Raw genomic sequence first — 14,900 nt, 5'->3', positions numbered from 1 at the left:
CTGCCCGCCCCGTCGCGTCAGCGGCGGGGCAGCAGGGCGCAGTCCCCGCACATCTCCCCGCCGGGCGGCACCCGGTAGTAGAGGCAGCAGCTGCGCCGGACGAAGCCGCCCCCGACGAACCCGCCCGTGCCCGCCAGCGGCTCGCGGCCGAGCAGTTCCCGGACGAGCGCGGCGCGCCCCGGGTCGGGCGGGCCGACGTTGAGGCTCCCGGCGAGCGCGGACGCCGCGTTCCCCCACAGCAGGCCGTCGGCGAGGCCGGTGAACGTCAGCATCGTCTCGCGCAGGGGCCTGAGCTGCCCGTCCACGACCACTTCGACGAGGAGGCCGGCGGCCTGGGCGGTCCCGCCCGCCCGCCATCCCGCCGGGCGGGCGAGCCAGAGCGCGACGGGCGCACCGGGCGCCCACCGCCAGTGCAGCCCGGACAGGTCGGGGACGAGGCCGCGCGCCGCCGCCGCGGCCATCGGCGACCACAGCCGGGACGCGAGCCCCTGGAACAGGATCGACGCGGCCACGCGCCGCTCGGTGGTGCCGAGCCGCTCGGCGTACAGGTCGGTCAGCCCGATCAGCCGGTCGCGGTCCCGCTCGGGGAACGGCCGCCAGGTCGGGTCGGCGTCCTCGGCGGGGTCGGTGCCGATCTCGAAGTAGGGGCCGAGTCGCGCGACCGCGCGCAGCGCGTCCGCGACCTCGGCGGGATCGGCCTCGGCCGCGTCGTCGAGGGGCATCCGCCCACACTAACGCGACCAGGGACCGCCCCCGGATGGGGCGGTCCCTGGTCGGCGAGACGCCTATCGGGCCGGGTGGCCGCCGTTGTCGCGGCGGTCCAGGGCGGTCTGCAGGGCGCGGGCCGCCTCCTCCCGCTCGTCGTCGGCGGGGGCGGCGTTCATGGTGACGTCGTTCATCTCAGGTTCGCTCCGATTCGCTGGTCTGTCGTGCCGCGGTGGCCGCCGGTGAGACCCGTGGATCGCACGGTCCGGCGAGGATCGGACTCACGGCCAGGCGAAACCTCCGCAGCGGGTGCCGGCCTGCCGATGATCAGGCCCCGCTGCGGCAGCGAAGGATTACCACGAAGCGCCGCATGACTACCGCCACGGTACCCGCGATGACGCCCGCTGTCCCGACCTGTGGCAGAAAATCCCACATTCTGAGACGACCAGGCGACGGGGCAAGCCGTCGGAGGACCTCAGCCGTCACGCGAGCGCGTGACCTGAGCGGTGGGGCGACGCCGGAGGCGAGCCCACCGGGAAGATCGCGAAGCGATGCCGCGCTCGCCCAAGGGCGGTCAGCGTGCGAGCCGCCAGGCGAGCACGCCGGGCCGGGATCGCGACGAAACAGCCGCGCTCGCACGAGATCGCTCAGCGTACGGGCCCTCAGAGAGCACGCCGGGCCGGGATCGCGAGAAAACCGCGCTCGCATAAGACCGGTCAGGTGGGCGAACCGCTAGGCGAGCCCGCCTGGGCCGGGATTGAAGTCAACATGTCCGCGTCCGCACGATCGCGGCCCGAGGGGACGAGCCGCCAGGCAGGTCCCCTCGGGCCGTGATCTCACGAGTTCAGCTCAGCTCGACGCGGCGGCCCATGTCGGCGCCGACCTCGGCGGAGATGGCGTCGACGAGCTTGGGGGCGATGGCGGAGTCGACGGTGAGGGCGATCAGCGCGCGGCCGCCCTTGGCGTCGCGGCCGACCTGCATGCCGGCGATGTTGACCTGCTCGTCGCCGATCAGCTTGCCGACGGCGCCGACGATGCCGGGCCGGTCGACGTAGGAGAAGAACGCCATGTGCGCGGTCGGGACCAGCTCCATGTTGTAGCCGTTGATCTCGATGATCCGCTCGGCGTGCTTGGGGCCGGTGAGCGTGCCGGACACCGACACCACGGTGCCGTCGGACATCGTGCCGCGCACCTGCACGACGTTGCGCCAGTCGGGGCTGTCCTCGCTGGTGGTGAGGGTGACCTCGACGCCGCGGTCGCGGGCCAGCAGGGGCGCGTTGACGAAGGTCACGGCCTCCTCGGTCACGTCCACGAACACGCCCTTGAGCGCGGCCAGCTCCAGCACCTTGACGTCGTGCTCGGCGATCTCGCCGCGGACGACGACGTCGAGCCGGACGGGGACGCCGCCGGCGAGCGCGGTGAAGATCCGGCCGAGCTTCTCGGCGAGCGGCAGGCCGGGCTTGACGTCCTCGGCGACGGCGCCGCCCTGGACGTTCACCGCGTCCGGGACGAACTCGCCCGACAGGGCCAGCTTGACCGACCGCGCGACCTGCGTGCCCGCCTTCTCCTGCGCCTCGTGGGTGCTGGCGCCGAGGTGCGGGGTGACGACGACGGCGTCGTGGTGGAACAGCGGGCTCTCGGTGCACGGCTCGGTGCTGAACACGTCGATGCCAGCGCCGGCGACGCGGCCGTCCTTGAGCGCGAGGTCGAGCGCCTCCTCGTCGACGATCCCGCCGCGCGCGGCGTTGACGATCCGCACGTTCGGCTTGACCAGGTGCAGCTCGCGGTCGCCGATGAGGCCGAGGGTCTCGGGGGTCTTGGGCAGGTGGACGGTGATGAAGTCGCTCTCGGCGAGCAGCTCGTCGAGCGTGACGAGCCGGACGCCGAGCTGCGCCGCGCGGGCGGCCTGCACGTAGGGGTCGAACGCGATCACGTTCATGTCGAACGCGGCGAGGCGCTGGGCGACCAGGACGCCGATGCGGCCGAGGCCGAGGACGCCGACGGTCTTGCCCTGGAGCTCGACGCCGGTGTACTTGGAGCGCTTCCACTCGCCCTGCTTGAGCGCGGCGTGGCCCTGTGGCACGTTCCGCGCGGTGGCCAGCAGCAGCGCGAGCGCGTGCTCGGCGGCGGTGACGATGTTGGAGGTCGGGGCGTTGACGACCATGACGCCGGCCTTGGTGGCGGACTCCACGTCGACGTTGTCGAGGCCGACGCCGGCGCGGGCGACGACCCGGAGCCGCTTGGCGTTGCGGAAGACCTCGGCGGTGACCTTGGTCGCGCTGCGGACGATCAGCGCGTCGACGTCGGCGACGGCGGGCAGCAGGAGCGCCTTGTCGCTGCCGTCGACGTGACGGACCTCGAAATCGGACTCCAGCACGGCGATGCCGGCCGGGGAGAGCTCTTCTGCGACGAGGACGACGGGCTTGCTCAAAGGGAACAGTCCTTCGGAAGTCGGATGTGCGCCGGATGGGTGGGATTCTGCGCCCGGTGCGGATATGCGGAGTGCAGGTGAAGTCGCGAGTCACCTCGTCGTGCCCTCGCCCCCGCAGGCGAGTCTATCTCGCGCGGAACGCCGGGTCGGCGGCGGGCCGGGCGGCTCGCGGGTGACAGCGGCGTGACCGGGCGGTACCGGTTTGTCGCTGATGCCGCCTCCGCCGCAGGTCCCTGGCCTGGGCCGGTACGGCCGGCGCTCCGTCCCGGGCGCCGGTTCCCTAGGGTCTCTCTAGGGTTTCCCTAGGGACACCCCAGGGTGATCTAGGCCGCACTGGGTTTCGGCAAGGCGGTCAGCACGGCCGCGACGCGCTCGGCGTCGGCGACCCGGACGTGCGGGACGTCCACGAACACCCGCAGCGGCCCCGCCGGGAGCCCCAGCTCCTCGGCGACCTGGAGCTGCACGCCGCGCAGCGGGATGTAGGTCAGGTAGCCGGCGTAGACGTCCTGCGAGCGGAACATCCCGGTCATGATCAGCCGGTAGCCGCGGATGCGGAACGACAGCGCGGTCACGCAGGGCAGGCCCTCGGCGGGCTCGCCCGGCAGCGCCAGCGGGATCCACGCGCTCGTCGTCCACGGCCGGGCCCGCAGCAGGTCCACGACCCAGCCGAGCCGGTCCACGCCGTCCACGCCGCCCGCTCCGCCCAGCCCCGGGCCGCACAGCCCTGGTCCGCGCAGCCCCGGGCCGTCCCGCTCCTGGGCGCCCGGCCGGGTGCGCTCCCGCGCCCGGCGGGCGAGCCCCACCCGGTCGCCGTGCTCGCGCAGCAGCGGGTCCTCCCAGCTCAGTGAGGCGACCTCGAAGAGCACCGGCGGGCCCTCGATGATGGGCCCGGAGTCGTCCAGGCCGGCCACGCCGGCCGTCCACACGTGCCGCAGCGCGCCGATCCACGCCTGCCCGCACGTCTCGAAGCGCCGGACGTCGTGCTCCCGTCCCGGAGCCACGTCACGACTCCCCGCCGATTTCCGCCCGGCGCTCCGCTTCGCGGAACGGGGGGTCATTCGCCCTCGGCGATGCCGTGCCGGAAATGAACTCCGCGCCCCGGCCGGATCGCCGCCCTGCCGTCTTCCCGATCAGCCTGACACCGCTCATGCGCTCCGCCCCAACGCCGTTCCGGCAGCGGTCACACGGGTGTTCGCGCAGTTTCCCTGGCTCGGCCGCGGCCGTCGCGACTTTCCTCAAGTATCCAGCAAAGTGGCCGGAAAAGGTAGCACGTCTTGTCAAGTCGATGACCTTCACCGGCGTTTCGACCCATCCGCGCCAGGCGGGTCAGCGCACCGGGTCATCGCACCGGCCGCCCCGGCGGCCGGTGCTGATCGGTGGCCGGGTCCGGTCACCAGGGGTCGGCGACGTCGCGGTGCAGCACGATGTAGCCGTCCGCGCGGTAGACCTCCCGGTAGCCGCCCGCGAGCAGCGACTCGACCCTGCGGCGCTGCTCGGCCAGGGTGCGGAACGGGAACTCCAGCCGCTCCACGTCGGCGATCACCCAGGGCGCCCGGCGCGGCTGGCCGTCCCACAGCAGGACGCGGGCGCGCGGCGACAGCGCGGGCCCGATCGCGTTCGCCGACTCGACGAGCGCGCCGTCCGGAATCCGCGCCGCGGCCGAGGCGGCGGCGCGGGCCCGGTCGTTGCGCCGCCACAGCGCGGGGTCGGCCAGGTGGACGAAGGCGAAGAACGGCACGCACACGACCGCCGCGGTCAGCATCGCCGCCGCCGGGAGCGCGGCGGGCAGCCGCGCCCGCGCGCGGGGCCAGAGCCTGCGCCGCAGCCGGGCCGCGCCGTCCACCGACGCCATGACCAGCACCGCGATGATGAACGCGTTGTAGTGGTAGTGCGGCTCCCACCAGTTGCCGAAGCGGCTGGCGAGCATCCGCTCGGCCAGCAGCGGCAGCACGGTCAGCGTCAGCGGCGAGGCCAGCGGGAGCAGCAGCAGCGGCAGCACGAGCAGCGCCATCGTGCCGAGCTTGTGCGGGGGCGTGCCGAGGACCGCGAGCACGTCCCACGGGTTGGTGAGCGCGTGGACGGCGGCGTGCGGCAGGTCGGGGCCGAGCGACCCGTAGGCCCAGTAGTAGTCGTTGTCGCCGCCGAAGACCGCGATGATCAGCCGGGAGCTGACCCAGGTCGCGACCAGCCCGCCCACGATGTAGGCGAGCCCGGCGCGCCGGTCGCCGCGCGGCAGCCACCCGCCGTGCCCGGTGCCCTCCTCGCCCGCCTCCCGCCGGTGGCGCCGGGTGTCGGCGCCGGGCTCGGGGTCGTGCCGGGTGAGCAGGAAGAAGCCGAAGCCGACGAGCAGGAGCCCCATGTCCTCCTTGACCAGGAGCAGGCTGAGCGCGGCGGCGGCGGCCCAGCCGCGCCGCCCGGCGTCGTAGCGCTCCACCATGAGCGCCGACAGCACCGGCACGAACGCGACCTCGTGGAAGTCGAACGCGAGGGCCTCGGCGACCGGCCACGACAGCGCGTAGGCTGCGGCCGCGCAGTAGGCGGCGCCCGCGCCGAACCGGCGCTCGGTGTACCGCCAGATCGGGACGATCGCGAGCGCGAACAGCACGGCCTGGGCGACCAGCAGCGTCCCCGGCCCGTCGTGGATCCAGTACAGCGGCGCCAGCAGGGCGAGGACGGGCGAGAAGTGGTCGCCGAGGATCGCGAAGTGCGGCCCGAAGCCGTTGTGGACGCCCTTGACCATCGCGACCGGCAGCTCGAAGCGGCTGTAGGAGCGGATCGCCTGGTCGAAGATCACCAGGTCGTAGCTGCTCGCGCGGAAGGCGCGCAGCCGCATCAGCGAGTAGGACGCGTACACCGCGGCGCACGCCGCGACCAGCGCCCAGAGCGCGGCGCGCCGCCGCCGCTGCCGCGTCCCCCCCACGCGGCCGGTCGGGGCCTCGTCCACGTGCCCCTCCACCACAACCGCCTCAGCCACGCGCCGGACGCTACCAGCCGCCCGCCCCCCGCGCTGACTCGCGGCGGGTTGTCGCCCGCCGCGACCGGCCACGACGATCCCCACGAACACCTCCCGACGGCCCTTCGCACGCGGGGGCGGCGCCGCCCCCGGGAGGACCGATGCCCCGCCCCGGAGCCGGCAACCGCCATCGGGGTGTCGGCCCGCCGCGGGACGGGGCGCGCCCGCCGCGGGACGGGGCGCCGCGAGGTCAGCCCGCCAGGCGGTGGGACATCGGGAGGCGGCTGCGGGTGAGGAGCCCCGCCGCGGCCATGGCCACCAGGGGGACGACCACGCCGATGAGCAGGAGGACTCCCCAGGGGATCTCGACGATCGTCCCGTGCGGTGTGGGGTTGCCGTCGCCCTGCGGCACCTCGGTGAGGGGGCGCGCCACGGCGACGCCCGGGACGATGCCCGCCGCGAGCCCGAGCCAGCAGCCCAGCGCGGCGACGAACCCCGCCTGGCCCATCATCAGCAGCCGGCGCGTCCGCGGGCGCGCGCCGACCGCGGCGAGCGTGGCGAGGTCGGGCCGGGAGTCGGCGGCCGACAGGCCGGTGGCGATCAGCGAGCCGCCGAGCGCCAGCGCGCCGCCCGCCACCGCGAGCAGCACCATGAGCCCGGTGTTGGAGCGGTTGAAGCCGCGCTCGACGTAGACCCCGCCCTCCCCCTGGCGCTCGCCGAACCCGGCGACCACCTCCCGCAGCCGCCCCTCCTCCGCCTTGCTCACCCGGTGGTCGGCGCGGTCGACGCCGAACCCCTCCACCCGGGCAGGCACGCCGACCTTCGAGGCGAGCGACGGCGGCACCAGGGCGGGGACGTGCGGGTCGGCCGCCACGCCCACGGCGGGCAGCCGCACCTTCCGTAGCACATGCTGCCGGTCGTCCTTCCACACCGAGACGGTGGCGGTCGTCGTGCCGTCCGCGGGTGAACCGGAGCCGAACAGGACGACCTTGCCCTCGGCGAGCGCGCGGGCGACGGCGGGGTCGTCGCGCCCGAGCAGCAGCCGCGCCTCCCGCGCGCCGCCGACGACGCCGTCGAGATAGAACATGCGGGCGGCGCCTCCGGCGCCGTTCGAGCCGAAGCCCACCGACGGGCAGTCGGCGGTCTCCCCTCCCTGGCAGACCGAGTTCTCCCCCGGCAGGACCCGCACGTCGACGAGGGGCACGCCGGGAAGCTCCCGCGCCACGGCGCCGCGCACGGCGTCGGCCCGGTCGAGCGGGGGCCGGACGAGCGCCGAGCCCATCGGCATCTGCGCCAGGTACTCCACGCGCTCCTGGCGCAGGTCGCTGGCGTCGGCGATGGCGAGCGCGGTGATCCCGGCCACCGCCGCCATGATCGCGGCGACGACGGGCGCGGACCGGCCGCGGTTGCGCGCGCTGTCGCGGACGGCGAGGCGCAGCGGCACCGGCAGCCGGCCGGCGACCCGCCCGGCGGCGCCCACCAGCCACGGCCCCGCCATGACGAGGCCGACGATGATGCAGACCGCGCCGAGCGCGGGGCCGAACTCGTGGAGCGGGCCGGCACCGGCCAGGCACAGCACGACGCCGGCGCCGGCCACCGCGCCGCCCGCGATCGGCCAGCCCCGGCGGGCGGGGGCCCGGTCCCTGCGTCCGGCCAGCGCGGCGACGACGTCCAGCCGGGCGGCCTGCCTGGCGGGCACGTACGCGGCGAGCAGGCCGCTGCCCGCGCCGAGCGCCATCGTCAGCGCGACCAGCGTCCACGGCACCTCCAGCGGACCCATCACGGTGTGCTCCACGGCCTTGGCGACGGGCCGCGCGGCGACGGCGGCGGCGATCCCGAGCGCGGCGCCGGCGAGGGCGGCGGCGCCCCCGATCACCAGGCCGCTCGCGAGCACGACGGCGCGCAGGTGCCGCGCCCCGCCGCCGGCCACCGCGACCAGCGCGAGCATGCGCCGCTGCCGGCGGATCCCGACGGCGAACGCGGGCCCGGCCAGCAGCACGATCTCCAGGACGATCATCGCGACGACCATCGCGGTGATCGCCAGCCACGCGCTGTCCCCGGCGCCGTCCGAGTCGCCCGTGGCGGCGGACACCCGCGGCGGATGGCGCACCACCTCGCGGGAGAGCACCCCGATGCCGGTCTTGTTGAACTCGCCGACGTCGGCCCAGGTGACCGGGCGGCCGGCGCTGACCAGCCACTCCTGGTCGGCGCGCGGCGCGGCGCCGGGGAACGCCCCGGGGAGGGCGAGCGCGACCGGGCGGTCGAGGTCGCGCGGGTCCCGGACGTGGCCGACGACGCGCCTGGCGGCGCCGTCGCGGCCGACCCGCGCGGTGGCGCCGACCGGGAACTCCCGCCCGGCCAGCGAGGGCGACAGCGCGATCTCGTCGGCCGCGGCGGGCGCCCGGCCCTCGACGAGGTCGTACATCCCCCGGGTCATGGGGTCGCGGATGTCCAGCTCGGTGAGCTGGGCCTCGCGGTAGCCGCGCGGCGTCCGCAGCTCCAGCGCCCGCCCCTGGGCGTAGGGCTGGACGCGGGCGCCCGGCCCGTACACGGCCTTGACCCGCTCGGTGATCTCCTCGGTGGTCCAGGGGGTGTCCTTCGCCGGCGGGGCGTAGGAATAGCCCAGCGCGGGTTCCAGCGGGTCCTGCCTGAGCGCGCCGTGCCCGGTGCCGGTGAGCCGGGCGTCGGCCGCGCCGAGCTCGTAGGGCAGCGCCTCCCGCTGCGACCACTCCATGGTCGGGACCAGCACGGCGACCGCCACGATGACCGCGACGGGCAGCCCGATCATGCAGGTGACGAGGGCGGTGCGCCCCTTGGCGCGCAGCGCGTCCCGCCGCGCCATGCGCAGGACGGGCAGGTAGCCCCTCACCGGGCCTCCTGCAGCAGCGTCTCGGGGCCGGGGCGGCCGGGCGTGGCGTCCACGATCCGCCCGTCGCGCAGGAACACGACGCGGTCGGCCCAGGCGGCGTGCCGGGACTCGTGGGTGACCATCAGGCAGGCGGCGCCCGCGTCGCAGCGGGCCCGCAGCATGCGCATGACGTCCTCGCCGGTGTGGCTGTCGAGCGCGCCGGTCGGCTCGTCGGCGAGGACGAGCCGCCGGTCGCCGACCAGCGCGCGGGCGATCGCGACCCGCTGCTGCTGGCCGCCGGACATCTCGTCGGGGTACCGGTCGGCGAGGTCGGCCACGCCGACCTCCTGGAGCGCCCGCCCGGCCTCCTGGCGCGCCCGCCTGGCGCGGACGCCGTCCAGCTCGCGCGGCAGCATCACGTTCTCGGCGGCGGTGAGGCTCGGGATGAGGTTGAGGTCCTGGAAGACGTAGCCGACGCTGCGGCGCCGCAGCGCCGAGCGCGCGGCGGCGCGCATCGCGCCGAGGTCGGCGCCCTCGACCACGACCTGCCCGGAGGTGGGGGTGTCGAGCCCGCCCGCGAGCGTCAGCAGCGTCGACTTGCCCGACCCCGACGGCCCCATCACGGCGACGAACTCGCCTGCCCGGACCTCCAGGCTGACCTCGGCGAGGGCGTGCACGAGGCCGGCGCCGGCGCCGTGGTCGCGGGAGACCGACGTCATCGCCAGTACGCTCATCGCCGCGCCTCCTCGCTGCCGGAGGGCAGGTCCGCCACGTCGGCGGCGGTCCCGGGCGGGGCGGCCGGCGGCAGCGCCCGCGCGACGAAGCTCTCGCAGTGGTCGAGCCAGCGCACCTCCGCCTCGGCCTGGAAGATCATGGACTCCAGGACGAGCCGCCACGCGGTGTCGCCCTGGTCGGCGGGCGTGCGCGGCGCCTCGGCCTTCAGCCGGGTGAAGTCCTGGAGGGCGCGCAGGGACGCGGTGCGCTGGGTCTGCACGACCTGCCGGACGTCGACGCCGGGTGTGGTGACGGCCATCGCGAGCTTGATCGCCAGCTCGTCGCGGGGCCGGTCGCCGCGGGCGATCGGGGTGGCGAACCAGCGCAGCACGTCCCGCTCGCCCGCCGGGGTGATCCGGTAGACGAACCGCCCCTCGTCGTCGGCGCCGACCCGGGTGACCATCTCGTCCCGTTCGAGGCGGGACAGCGTCGAGTACACCTGCCCGATGTTGAGCGGCCAGGTGGCCCCGGTGGAGGTCTCGAACTCGGCGCGCAGCTGGTAGCCGTAGCGGGGGCCCTGGGCCAGCAGCGCGAGCAGGCCATGACGGATCGACATACCTACCAAGTATGCATACCGCGTATGTCGCTGGCAATACCGGGTATGCAGCCGCGGAGACACGCTCCCCGGATTTCACCGCCCGCGATCACGGCGAGCCTTACCGTAACCGGAGCGAGCGACCACCGGGAGAGAGCCGTGACCTCGGACAGCACGATCAGCGTCCTGCGCGACGTCCTGCGCGTCTACGACCACCGCTACCTGGACCTGGACCGGGTCCAGCGGGACCGGCTGGTGGAGGGCACCCGGCACGTCCTCGGCGAGGAGGGGCTGAGCGACGCCGCGCGCGCCGCGCTGCCCGCCTCCGTCCGGCTCCGCGCGTTCTGCATCCAGAACGGCCTGCGCGACGAGCTGGAGCGCCTCATCCGGGACGAGGCGGAGGGCAGCCCCGCGGGCGCCGTCGTGGTCGGCGGCCGGATCTACGCGCTCTACCCCTACCTGCGCGGCGTCTCCCGGCAGGACGCCGACATCACCGGCGAGGTCGGCGTCGACCACCGGCTGGACGCCGCGTCCTGGCAGGGCGGGAGGGTGCGGCTGCGCGGCGCGGCGGTCCTGCAACGCGTCGAGACGCACCGGACGGCCGTCGAGGTGGTGCTGCGCGAGCGGGCCTCCGGCAGGGAGCACGGCTTCGCCGCCGAGCACCGCGAGCCGGGCGCGGGCGGCTTCGAGTCGTTCGTCGACCCCGCCGTCCTCGCCCCGGGACGCTGGGACGCGCACGTGACCGTCACGGCCCTCGGCGTGACCCGGGAGGCGCGGTTCGGCTCGGTGCGCGCGCCCCGCCTCAAACCCGTCCCCCAGCGCAGGACGATCCATGGCCGTGAACCCAGGGAGGCCACGCTCTACTTCACCAAGGGCGGCCACCTGGCGCTGCTGGTCACCGCGGGCGCGCGCCGCGTCCCGCTGCACACCCGCGTCCTGCGCCGCCTCCTGCGCTGAACGCGGAACCGCCCCTGGACGGGCCGTGCCCGTCCAGGGGCGGTTCCGGAGAACTCAGCGAAGGCTCAGTCGTTCAGCCAGCTCATCATCGGACGCAGCTCGGCGCCGGTCTTCTCGATCGGGTGCTCGGCCAGCTCCTCGCGGTACTTGCGGAACTTGGTCTGGCCGCCCTCGAACTCCTCCACCAGCTCCTTGGCGTACTCGCCGGACTGGATCTCGCCGAGGATCTTCTTCATCGCGGCCTTGGTCTCCGGCGTGACCACCCGCGAGCCGCGGCTGTAGCCGCCGTACTCGGCGTTGTCGGACACCGACCAGTACATCTTCGACACGCCGCCCTCGTACATGAGGTCGACGATCAGCTTCATCTCGTGGAGCACCTCGAAGTAGGCGACCTCGGGCTGGTAGCCGGCCTCGGTGAGCACCTCGAACCCGGTCTTGATCAGCTCGGAGACGCCGCCGCACAGCACGGTCTGCTCGCCGAACAGGTCGGTCTCGGTCTCCTCGGTGAAGGTGGTCCTGATACCGCCCGCGCGCAGCCCGCCGATGGCCTTGGCGTAGGACAGCGCCAGCGGCCAGGCGTTGCCCGACGGGTCCTTCTCCACCGCGACGATCACCGGGACGCCGCGGCCCGCGACGAACTGGCGGCGGACGAGGTGGCCCGGCCCCTTCGGCGCGACCATCGCCACGTCCACGCCCTCCGGCGGCTGGACGAGGTCGTAGCGGATGCTGAAGCCGTGCCCGAAGAACAGCGCGTCGCCCTCGACCAGGGCGGGCCTGATGTCCTTCTCGAAGATCTCCCGGTGGTGGTGGTCCGGGGCCAGCAGCATGATCAGGTCGGCCTCCTCGGCCGCCTCCGCCGGCGTGACGACCCGCAGGCCCTCGGCCTCGGCCAGCTCCCGGCTCGCCGAGCCCTCGCGGAGCCCGACCCGGACGTCGACGCCGGAGTCGCGCAGCGAGAGCGCGTGCGCGTGCCCCTGGCTGCCGTAGCCGATGACCGCCACGTGCCTGCCCTGGATCACGCTCAGGTCGGCGGCGTCGTCGTAGAACATCTCAGCCACAGTGCTGCTGCCTTTCAGTGTTATGGATCATGTGGATCGCGCGAGGACGCGTGCGGGTCTCCCCGCGGGGTCACGCGCTGCGCTCGATGGCCCGCAGCGAGCGGTCGGTGATGGACCGGGCGCCGCGGCCGATGGCCACCATGCCCGACTGGACCATCTCCTTGATGCCGAACGGCTCCAGCACCCGGATGAAGGCGTCGAGCTTGTCGCGGTTGCCGGTGACCTCGATGGTGACGGCGTCCGGCGCGACGTCCACCACCTTGGCACGGAACAGCTGGACCGTCTCCAGGACCTGGGACCGCGTCTCGGCGTCGGCGCGCACCTTGACCAGCACCAGCTCGCGCTGGACCGAGGCCGAGCGGTCCAGCTCGACGATCTTCAGGACGTTGATCAGCTTGTTCAGCTGCTTGGTGACCTGCTCCAGCGGCAGGTCCTCCACGTTCACGACGATCGTCATGCGGGAGATGTCGGGATGCTCGGTGGTGCCGACCGCGAGCGACTCGATGTTGAAGCCGCGCCGGGAGAACAGCGCCGCGACCCGCGCGAGGATCCCGGGCTTGTTCTCCACCAGCACCGAGAGGGTGTGCAGGCTCATCGGGGTCAGTCTCCGTTCTCCCAGTCGGGGGCCATGTCACGAGCGATCTTGATGTCGTCGTTGGTGGTGCCGGCGGCCACCATCGGCCAGACCATCGCGTCCTGGTGGACGACGAAGTCGATGACGACGGGCGCGTCGTTGATCTCCATGGCCTTGGCGATGACGGCGTCGACGTCCTCGGCCCGGTCGCAGCGCAGCCCCACGCAGCCGTAGGCCTCGGCGAGCTTGACGAAGTCGGGGATGCGCTTCGCGCTGTGGAGGTTGGTGTTGGAGTAGCGCCCGTCGTAGAACAGCGTCTGCCACTGCCGGACCATGCCGAGGTTACCGTTGTTGATCACGGCGATCTTGACCGGGATCCCCTCGATCGCGCAGGTCGCGAGCTCCTGGTTGGTCATCTGGAAGCAGCCGTCGCCGTCGATCGCCCACACCTGCGTGTCGGGCGCGCCGACCTTGGCGCCCATCGCGGCCGGGACGGCGTAGCCCATCGTCCCGGCGCCGCCGGAGTTCAGGAACGCCCCCGGGCGCTCGTACTTGATGAACTGCGCGGCCCACATCTGGTGCTGGCCGACGCCGGCGACGTAGTAGGCGTCGGGCCCGGCCAGCTCGCCGATCCGCTCGATGACGTACTGCGGCGACAGCGACCCGTCCGCGGGCGTGTCGTAGCCCAGCGGGTAGGTGTCGCGCCAGGCGTTGAGCTGCCGCCACCAGTCCTCGTAGTCGCCCTTGCGCCCGGCGGCGTGCTCGTTCTGGACGGCGACGATCAGGTCGGCGATGACCTCCCGCGCGTCCCCGACGATCGGGACGTCCGCGTGCCGGTTCTTGGAGATCTCGGCCGGGTCGATGTCGGCGTGCACGATCTTCGCGTCGGGGGCGAAGCCGTCCAGCTTGCCGGTGACCCGGTCGTCGAAGCGGGCGCCGAGGGTGACCAGCAGGTCGGCGCGCTGGAGCGCGCCGACCGCGCCGACCGCGCCGTGCATGCCCGGCATGCCCATGTGCAGCGGGTGGCTGTCGGGCAGCGCGCCCTTGGCCATCAGCGTCGTGACGACGGGCGCGCCGGTCAGCTCGGCGAGCACCCGCAACTCGGCGGACGCGCCGGCCTTCAGCACGCCGCCGCCGACGTACAGGACGGGCCGCCGCGCCGAGCTGATCAGCCGTGCCGCCTCGCGGACCTGCTTGGAGTGCGGCCGGGTGACCGGGCGGTACCCGGGGAGCTGGAGCTGGACGGGCCAGGTGAACTCGACCATGGCCTGGAGCGCGTCCTTGGCGATGTCGACCAGCACCGGCCCGGGACGGCCCGTCCCGGCGATGTGGAACGCCTCGGCGACCGTGCGCGCGATCTCGTCGGCCCGGGTCACCAGGAAGTTGTGCTTGGTGATCGGCATAGTGATCCCGGCGATGTCGGCCTCCTGGAAGCCGTCGGTCCCGATGAGGGACGAGGCGACCTGGCCGGTGATCGCCACGATCGGCACCGAGTCCATGTAGGCGTCGGAGATCGCGGTGACGAGGTTCGTCGCGCCGGGCCCGCTGGTGGCCATGCACACCCCGACCCGTCCGGTGACCATCGCGTAGCCCTGCGCCGCATGGCCGGCGCCCTGCTCGTGCCGGACGAGGATGTGGCGCAGCTTGCCGGAGTCGTAGAGCGGGTCGTAGGCCGGGAGGATCGCGCCGCCCGGAATGCCGAACACCGTGTCGACGCCGACGTTCTCCAGGGCGCGGACCAGCGCCTGGGCTCCCGTCATCTGTTCGGTCGTCATGATCTGCGTTTCCTTGGGGAGAGGAGTGTGGGCTCGCCGGGCAACAAAAAACCCCCGCCGCCGTGAGGCGGTCGAGGGGAGGCGCGCAGGTCGGAAAGCTTGGTCAGCCTGCGCGCCGACCAAGTACTACGAGAATGATGGAAGTCCTCTGCACGGCACTCACTTTCGCCGACTTCGCGCCCCTGGTCAAATCCTTGAACAAAATGTCTCACTCCCTGAGACAAGACAACACCGCAGGGTGACCCGGGCCCGCCGCGTTCTCCCAGGTCAAACCTACTCCGCGGGCGGAG

The 14,900-nt window shown here is 73.9% G+C and carries 11 protein-coding genes; 1 reads left to right on the top strand and 10 read right to left on the bottom strand.

Going from position 1 to position 14,900, the window contains the following annotated elements:
- Positions 1-17: 17 nt before the first annotated feature.
- From KLI87_RS36580 to KLI87_RS36550, 7 genes are all read right to left on the bottom strand, one after another.
- Positions 18-722 carry a (2Fe-2S)-binding protein gene (locus KLI87_RS36580; protein ID WP_156222738.1) on the bottom strand — a complete coding sequence of 235 codons (705 nt, stop codon included), beginning with the start codon at positions 720-722 and terminating at the stop codon, positions 18-20.
- Between the two features lie 827 nt (positions 723-1,549).
- A complete protein-coding gene (serA, locus tag KLI87_RS36575; RefSeq protein WP_156222740.1) occupies positions 1,550-3,136 on the bottom strand; it encodes a phosphoglycerate dehydrogenase in 1,587 nt (528 codons plus the stop codon).
- A gap of 323 nt (positions 3,137-3,459) precedes the next feature.
- Positions 3,460-4,137, bottom strand: coding sequence for a hypothetical protein (locus KLI87_RS36570; RefSeq protein ID WP_308166475.1), 678 nt, complete (start codon positions 4,135-4,137; stop codon positions 3,460-3,462).
- 389 nt (positions 4,138-4,526) lie between these two features.
- Positions 4,527-6,110, bottom strand: coding sequence for a DUF2079 domain-containing protein (locus tag KLI87_RS36565; RefSeq protein ID WP_156222742.1), 1,584 nt, complete (start codon positions 6,108-6,110; stop codon positions 4,527-4,529).
- 229 nt (positions 6,111-6,339) lie between these two features.
- Complete coding sequence (locus KLI87_RS36560; RefSeq protein ID WP_214620691.1) at positions 6,340-8,958, bottom strand: ABC transporter permease; 2,619 nt, start codon at positions 8,956-8,958, stop codon at positions 6,340-6,342.
- A complete protein-coding gene (locus KLI87_RS36555; protein WP_214620690.1) occupies positions 8,955-9,671 on the bottom strand; it encodes an ABC transporter ATP-binding protein in 717 nt (238 codons plus the stop codon). The genes KLI87_RS36560 and KLI87_RS36555 overlap by 4 nt, the downstream gene beginning before the upstream one ends.
- Positions 9,668-10,267: a PadR family transcriptional regulator gene (locus KLI87_RS36550; RefSeq protein WP_156222748.1), complete on the bottom strand. Its 600-nt coding sequence runs from the start codon at positions 10,265-10,267 to the stop codon at positions 9,668-9,670. The genes KLI87_RS36555 and KLI87_RS36550 overlap by 4 nt, the downstream gene beginning before the upstream one ends.
- Before the next feature lie 138 nt (positions 10,268-10,405).
- Here KLI87_RS36550 and KLI87_RS36545 point away from each other — a divergent pair, with 138 nt between their 5' ends.
- A complete protein-coding gene (locus tag KLI87_RS36545; protein WP_214620689.1) occupies positions 10,406-11,203 on the top strand; it encodes a hypothetical protein in 798 nt (265 codons plus the stop codon).
- Between the two features lie 65 nt (positions 11,204-11,268).
- Here the strand turns inward: KLI87_RS36545 and ilvC are convergent, their stop codons facing one another.
- The 3 genes from ilvC to KLI87_RS36530 form a co-directional block, all read right to left on the bottom strand.
- On the bottom strand, positions 11,269-12,252 hold the full coding sequence (gene ilvC / locus KLI87_RS36540) for a ketol-acid reductoisomerase (RefSeq protein ID WP_214620688.1): 984 nt from the start codon (positions 12,250-12,252) through the stop codon (positions 11,269-11,271).
- Between the two features lie 79 nt (positions 12,253-12,331).
- Positions 12,332-12,856 (bottom strand): acetolactate synthase small subunit, encoded by a 525-nt coding sequence (gene ilvN / locus KLI87_RS36535; RefSeq protein WP_156222752.1) that lies wholly within the window; start codon positions 12,854-12,856, stop codon positions 12,332-12,334.
- 5 nt (positions 12,857-12,861) lie between these two features.
- Positions 12,862-14,733: an acetolactate synthase large subunit gene (locus KLI87_RS36530; protein WP_281378267.1), complete on the bottom strand. Its 1,872-nt coding sequence runs from the start codon at positions 14,731-14,733 to the stop codon at positions 12,862-12,864.
- Positions 14,734-14,900 lie beyond the last annotated feature (167 nt).

The sequence above is a fragment of the Actinomadura sp. NEAU-AAG7 genome, from assembly GCF_018603865.1.
GTDB classification, from domain to species: domain Bacteria; phylum Actinomycetota; class Actinomycetes; order Streptosporangiales; family Streptosporangiaceae; genus Spirillospora; species Spirillospora litoris.
The sequence above is the reverse complement of the archived record's forward strand: the minus strand, read 5'-3'. Positions and strand labels throughout refer to the sequence as shown.

Coding starts and splice junctions, on each gene's coding strand:
- KLI87_RS36580 (WP_156222738.1), bottom strand. CDS start 722: ATGCCCCTCGACGACGCGGCCGAGGCCGATCCCGCCGAGGTCGCGGAC.
- KLI87_RS36550 (WP_156222748.1), bottom strand. CDS start 10,267: ATGTCGATCCGTCATGGCCTGCTCGCGCTGCTGGCCCAGGGCCCCCGC.
- KLI87_RS36555 (WP_214620690.1), bottom strand. CDS start 9,671: ATGAGCGTACTGGCGATGACGTCGGTCTCCCGCGACCACGGCGCCGGC.
- ilvC (WP_214620688.1), bottom strand. CDS start 12,252: ATGTTCTACGACGACGCCGCCGACCTGAGCGTGATCCAGGGCAGGCAC.
- ilvN (WP_156222752.1), bottom strand. CDS start 12,856: ATGAGCCTGCACACCCTCTCGGTGCTGGTGGAGAACAAGCCCGGGATC.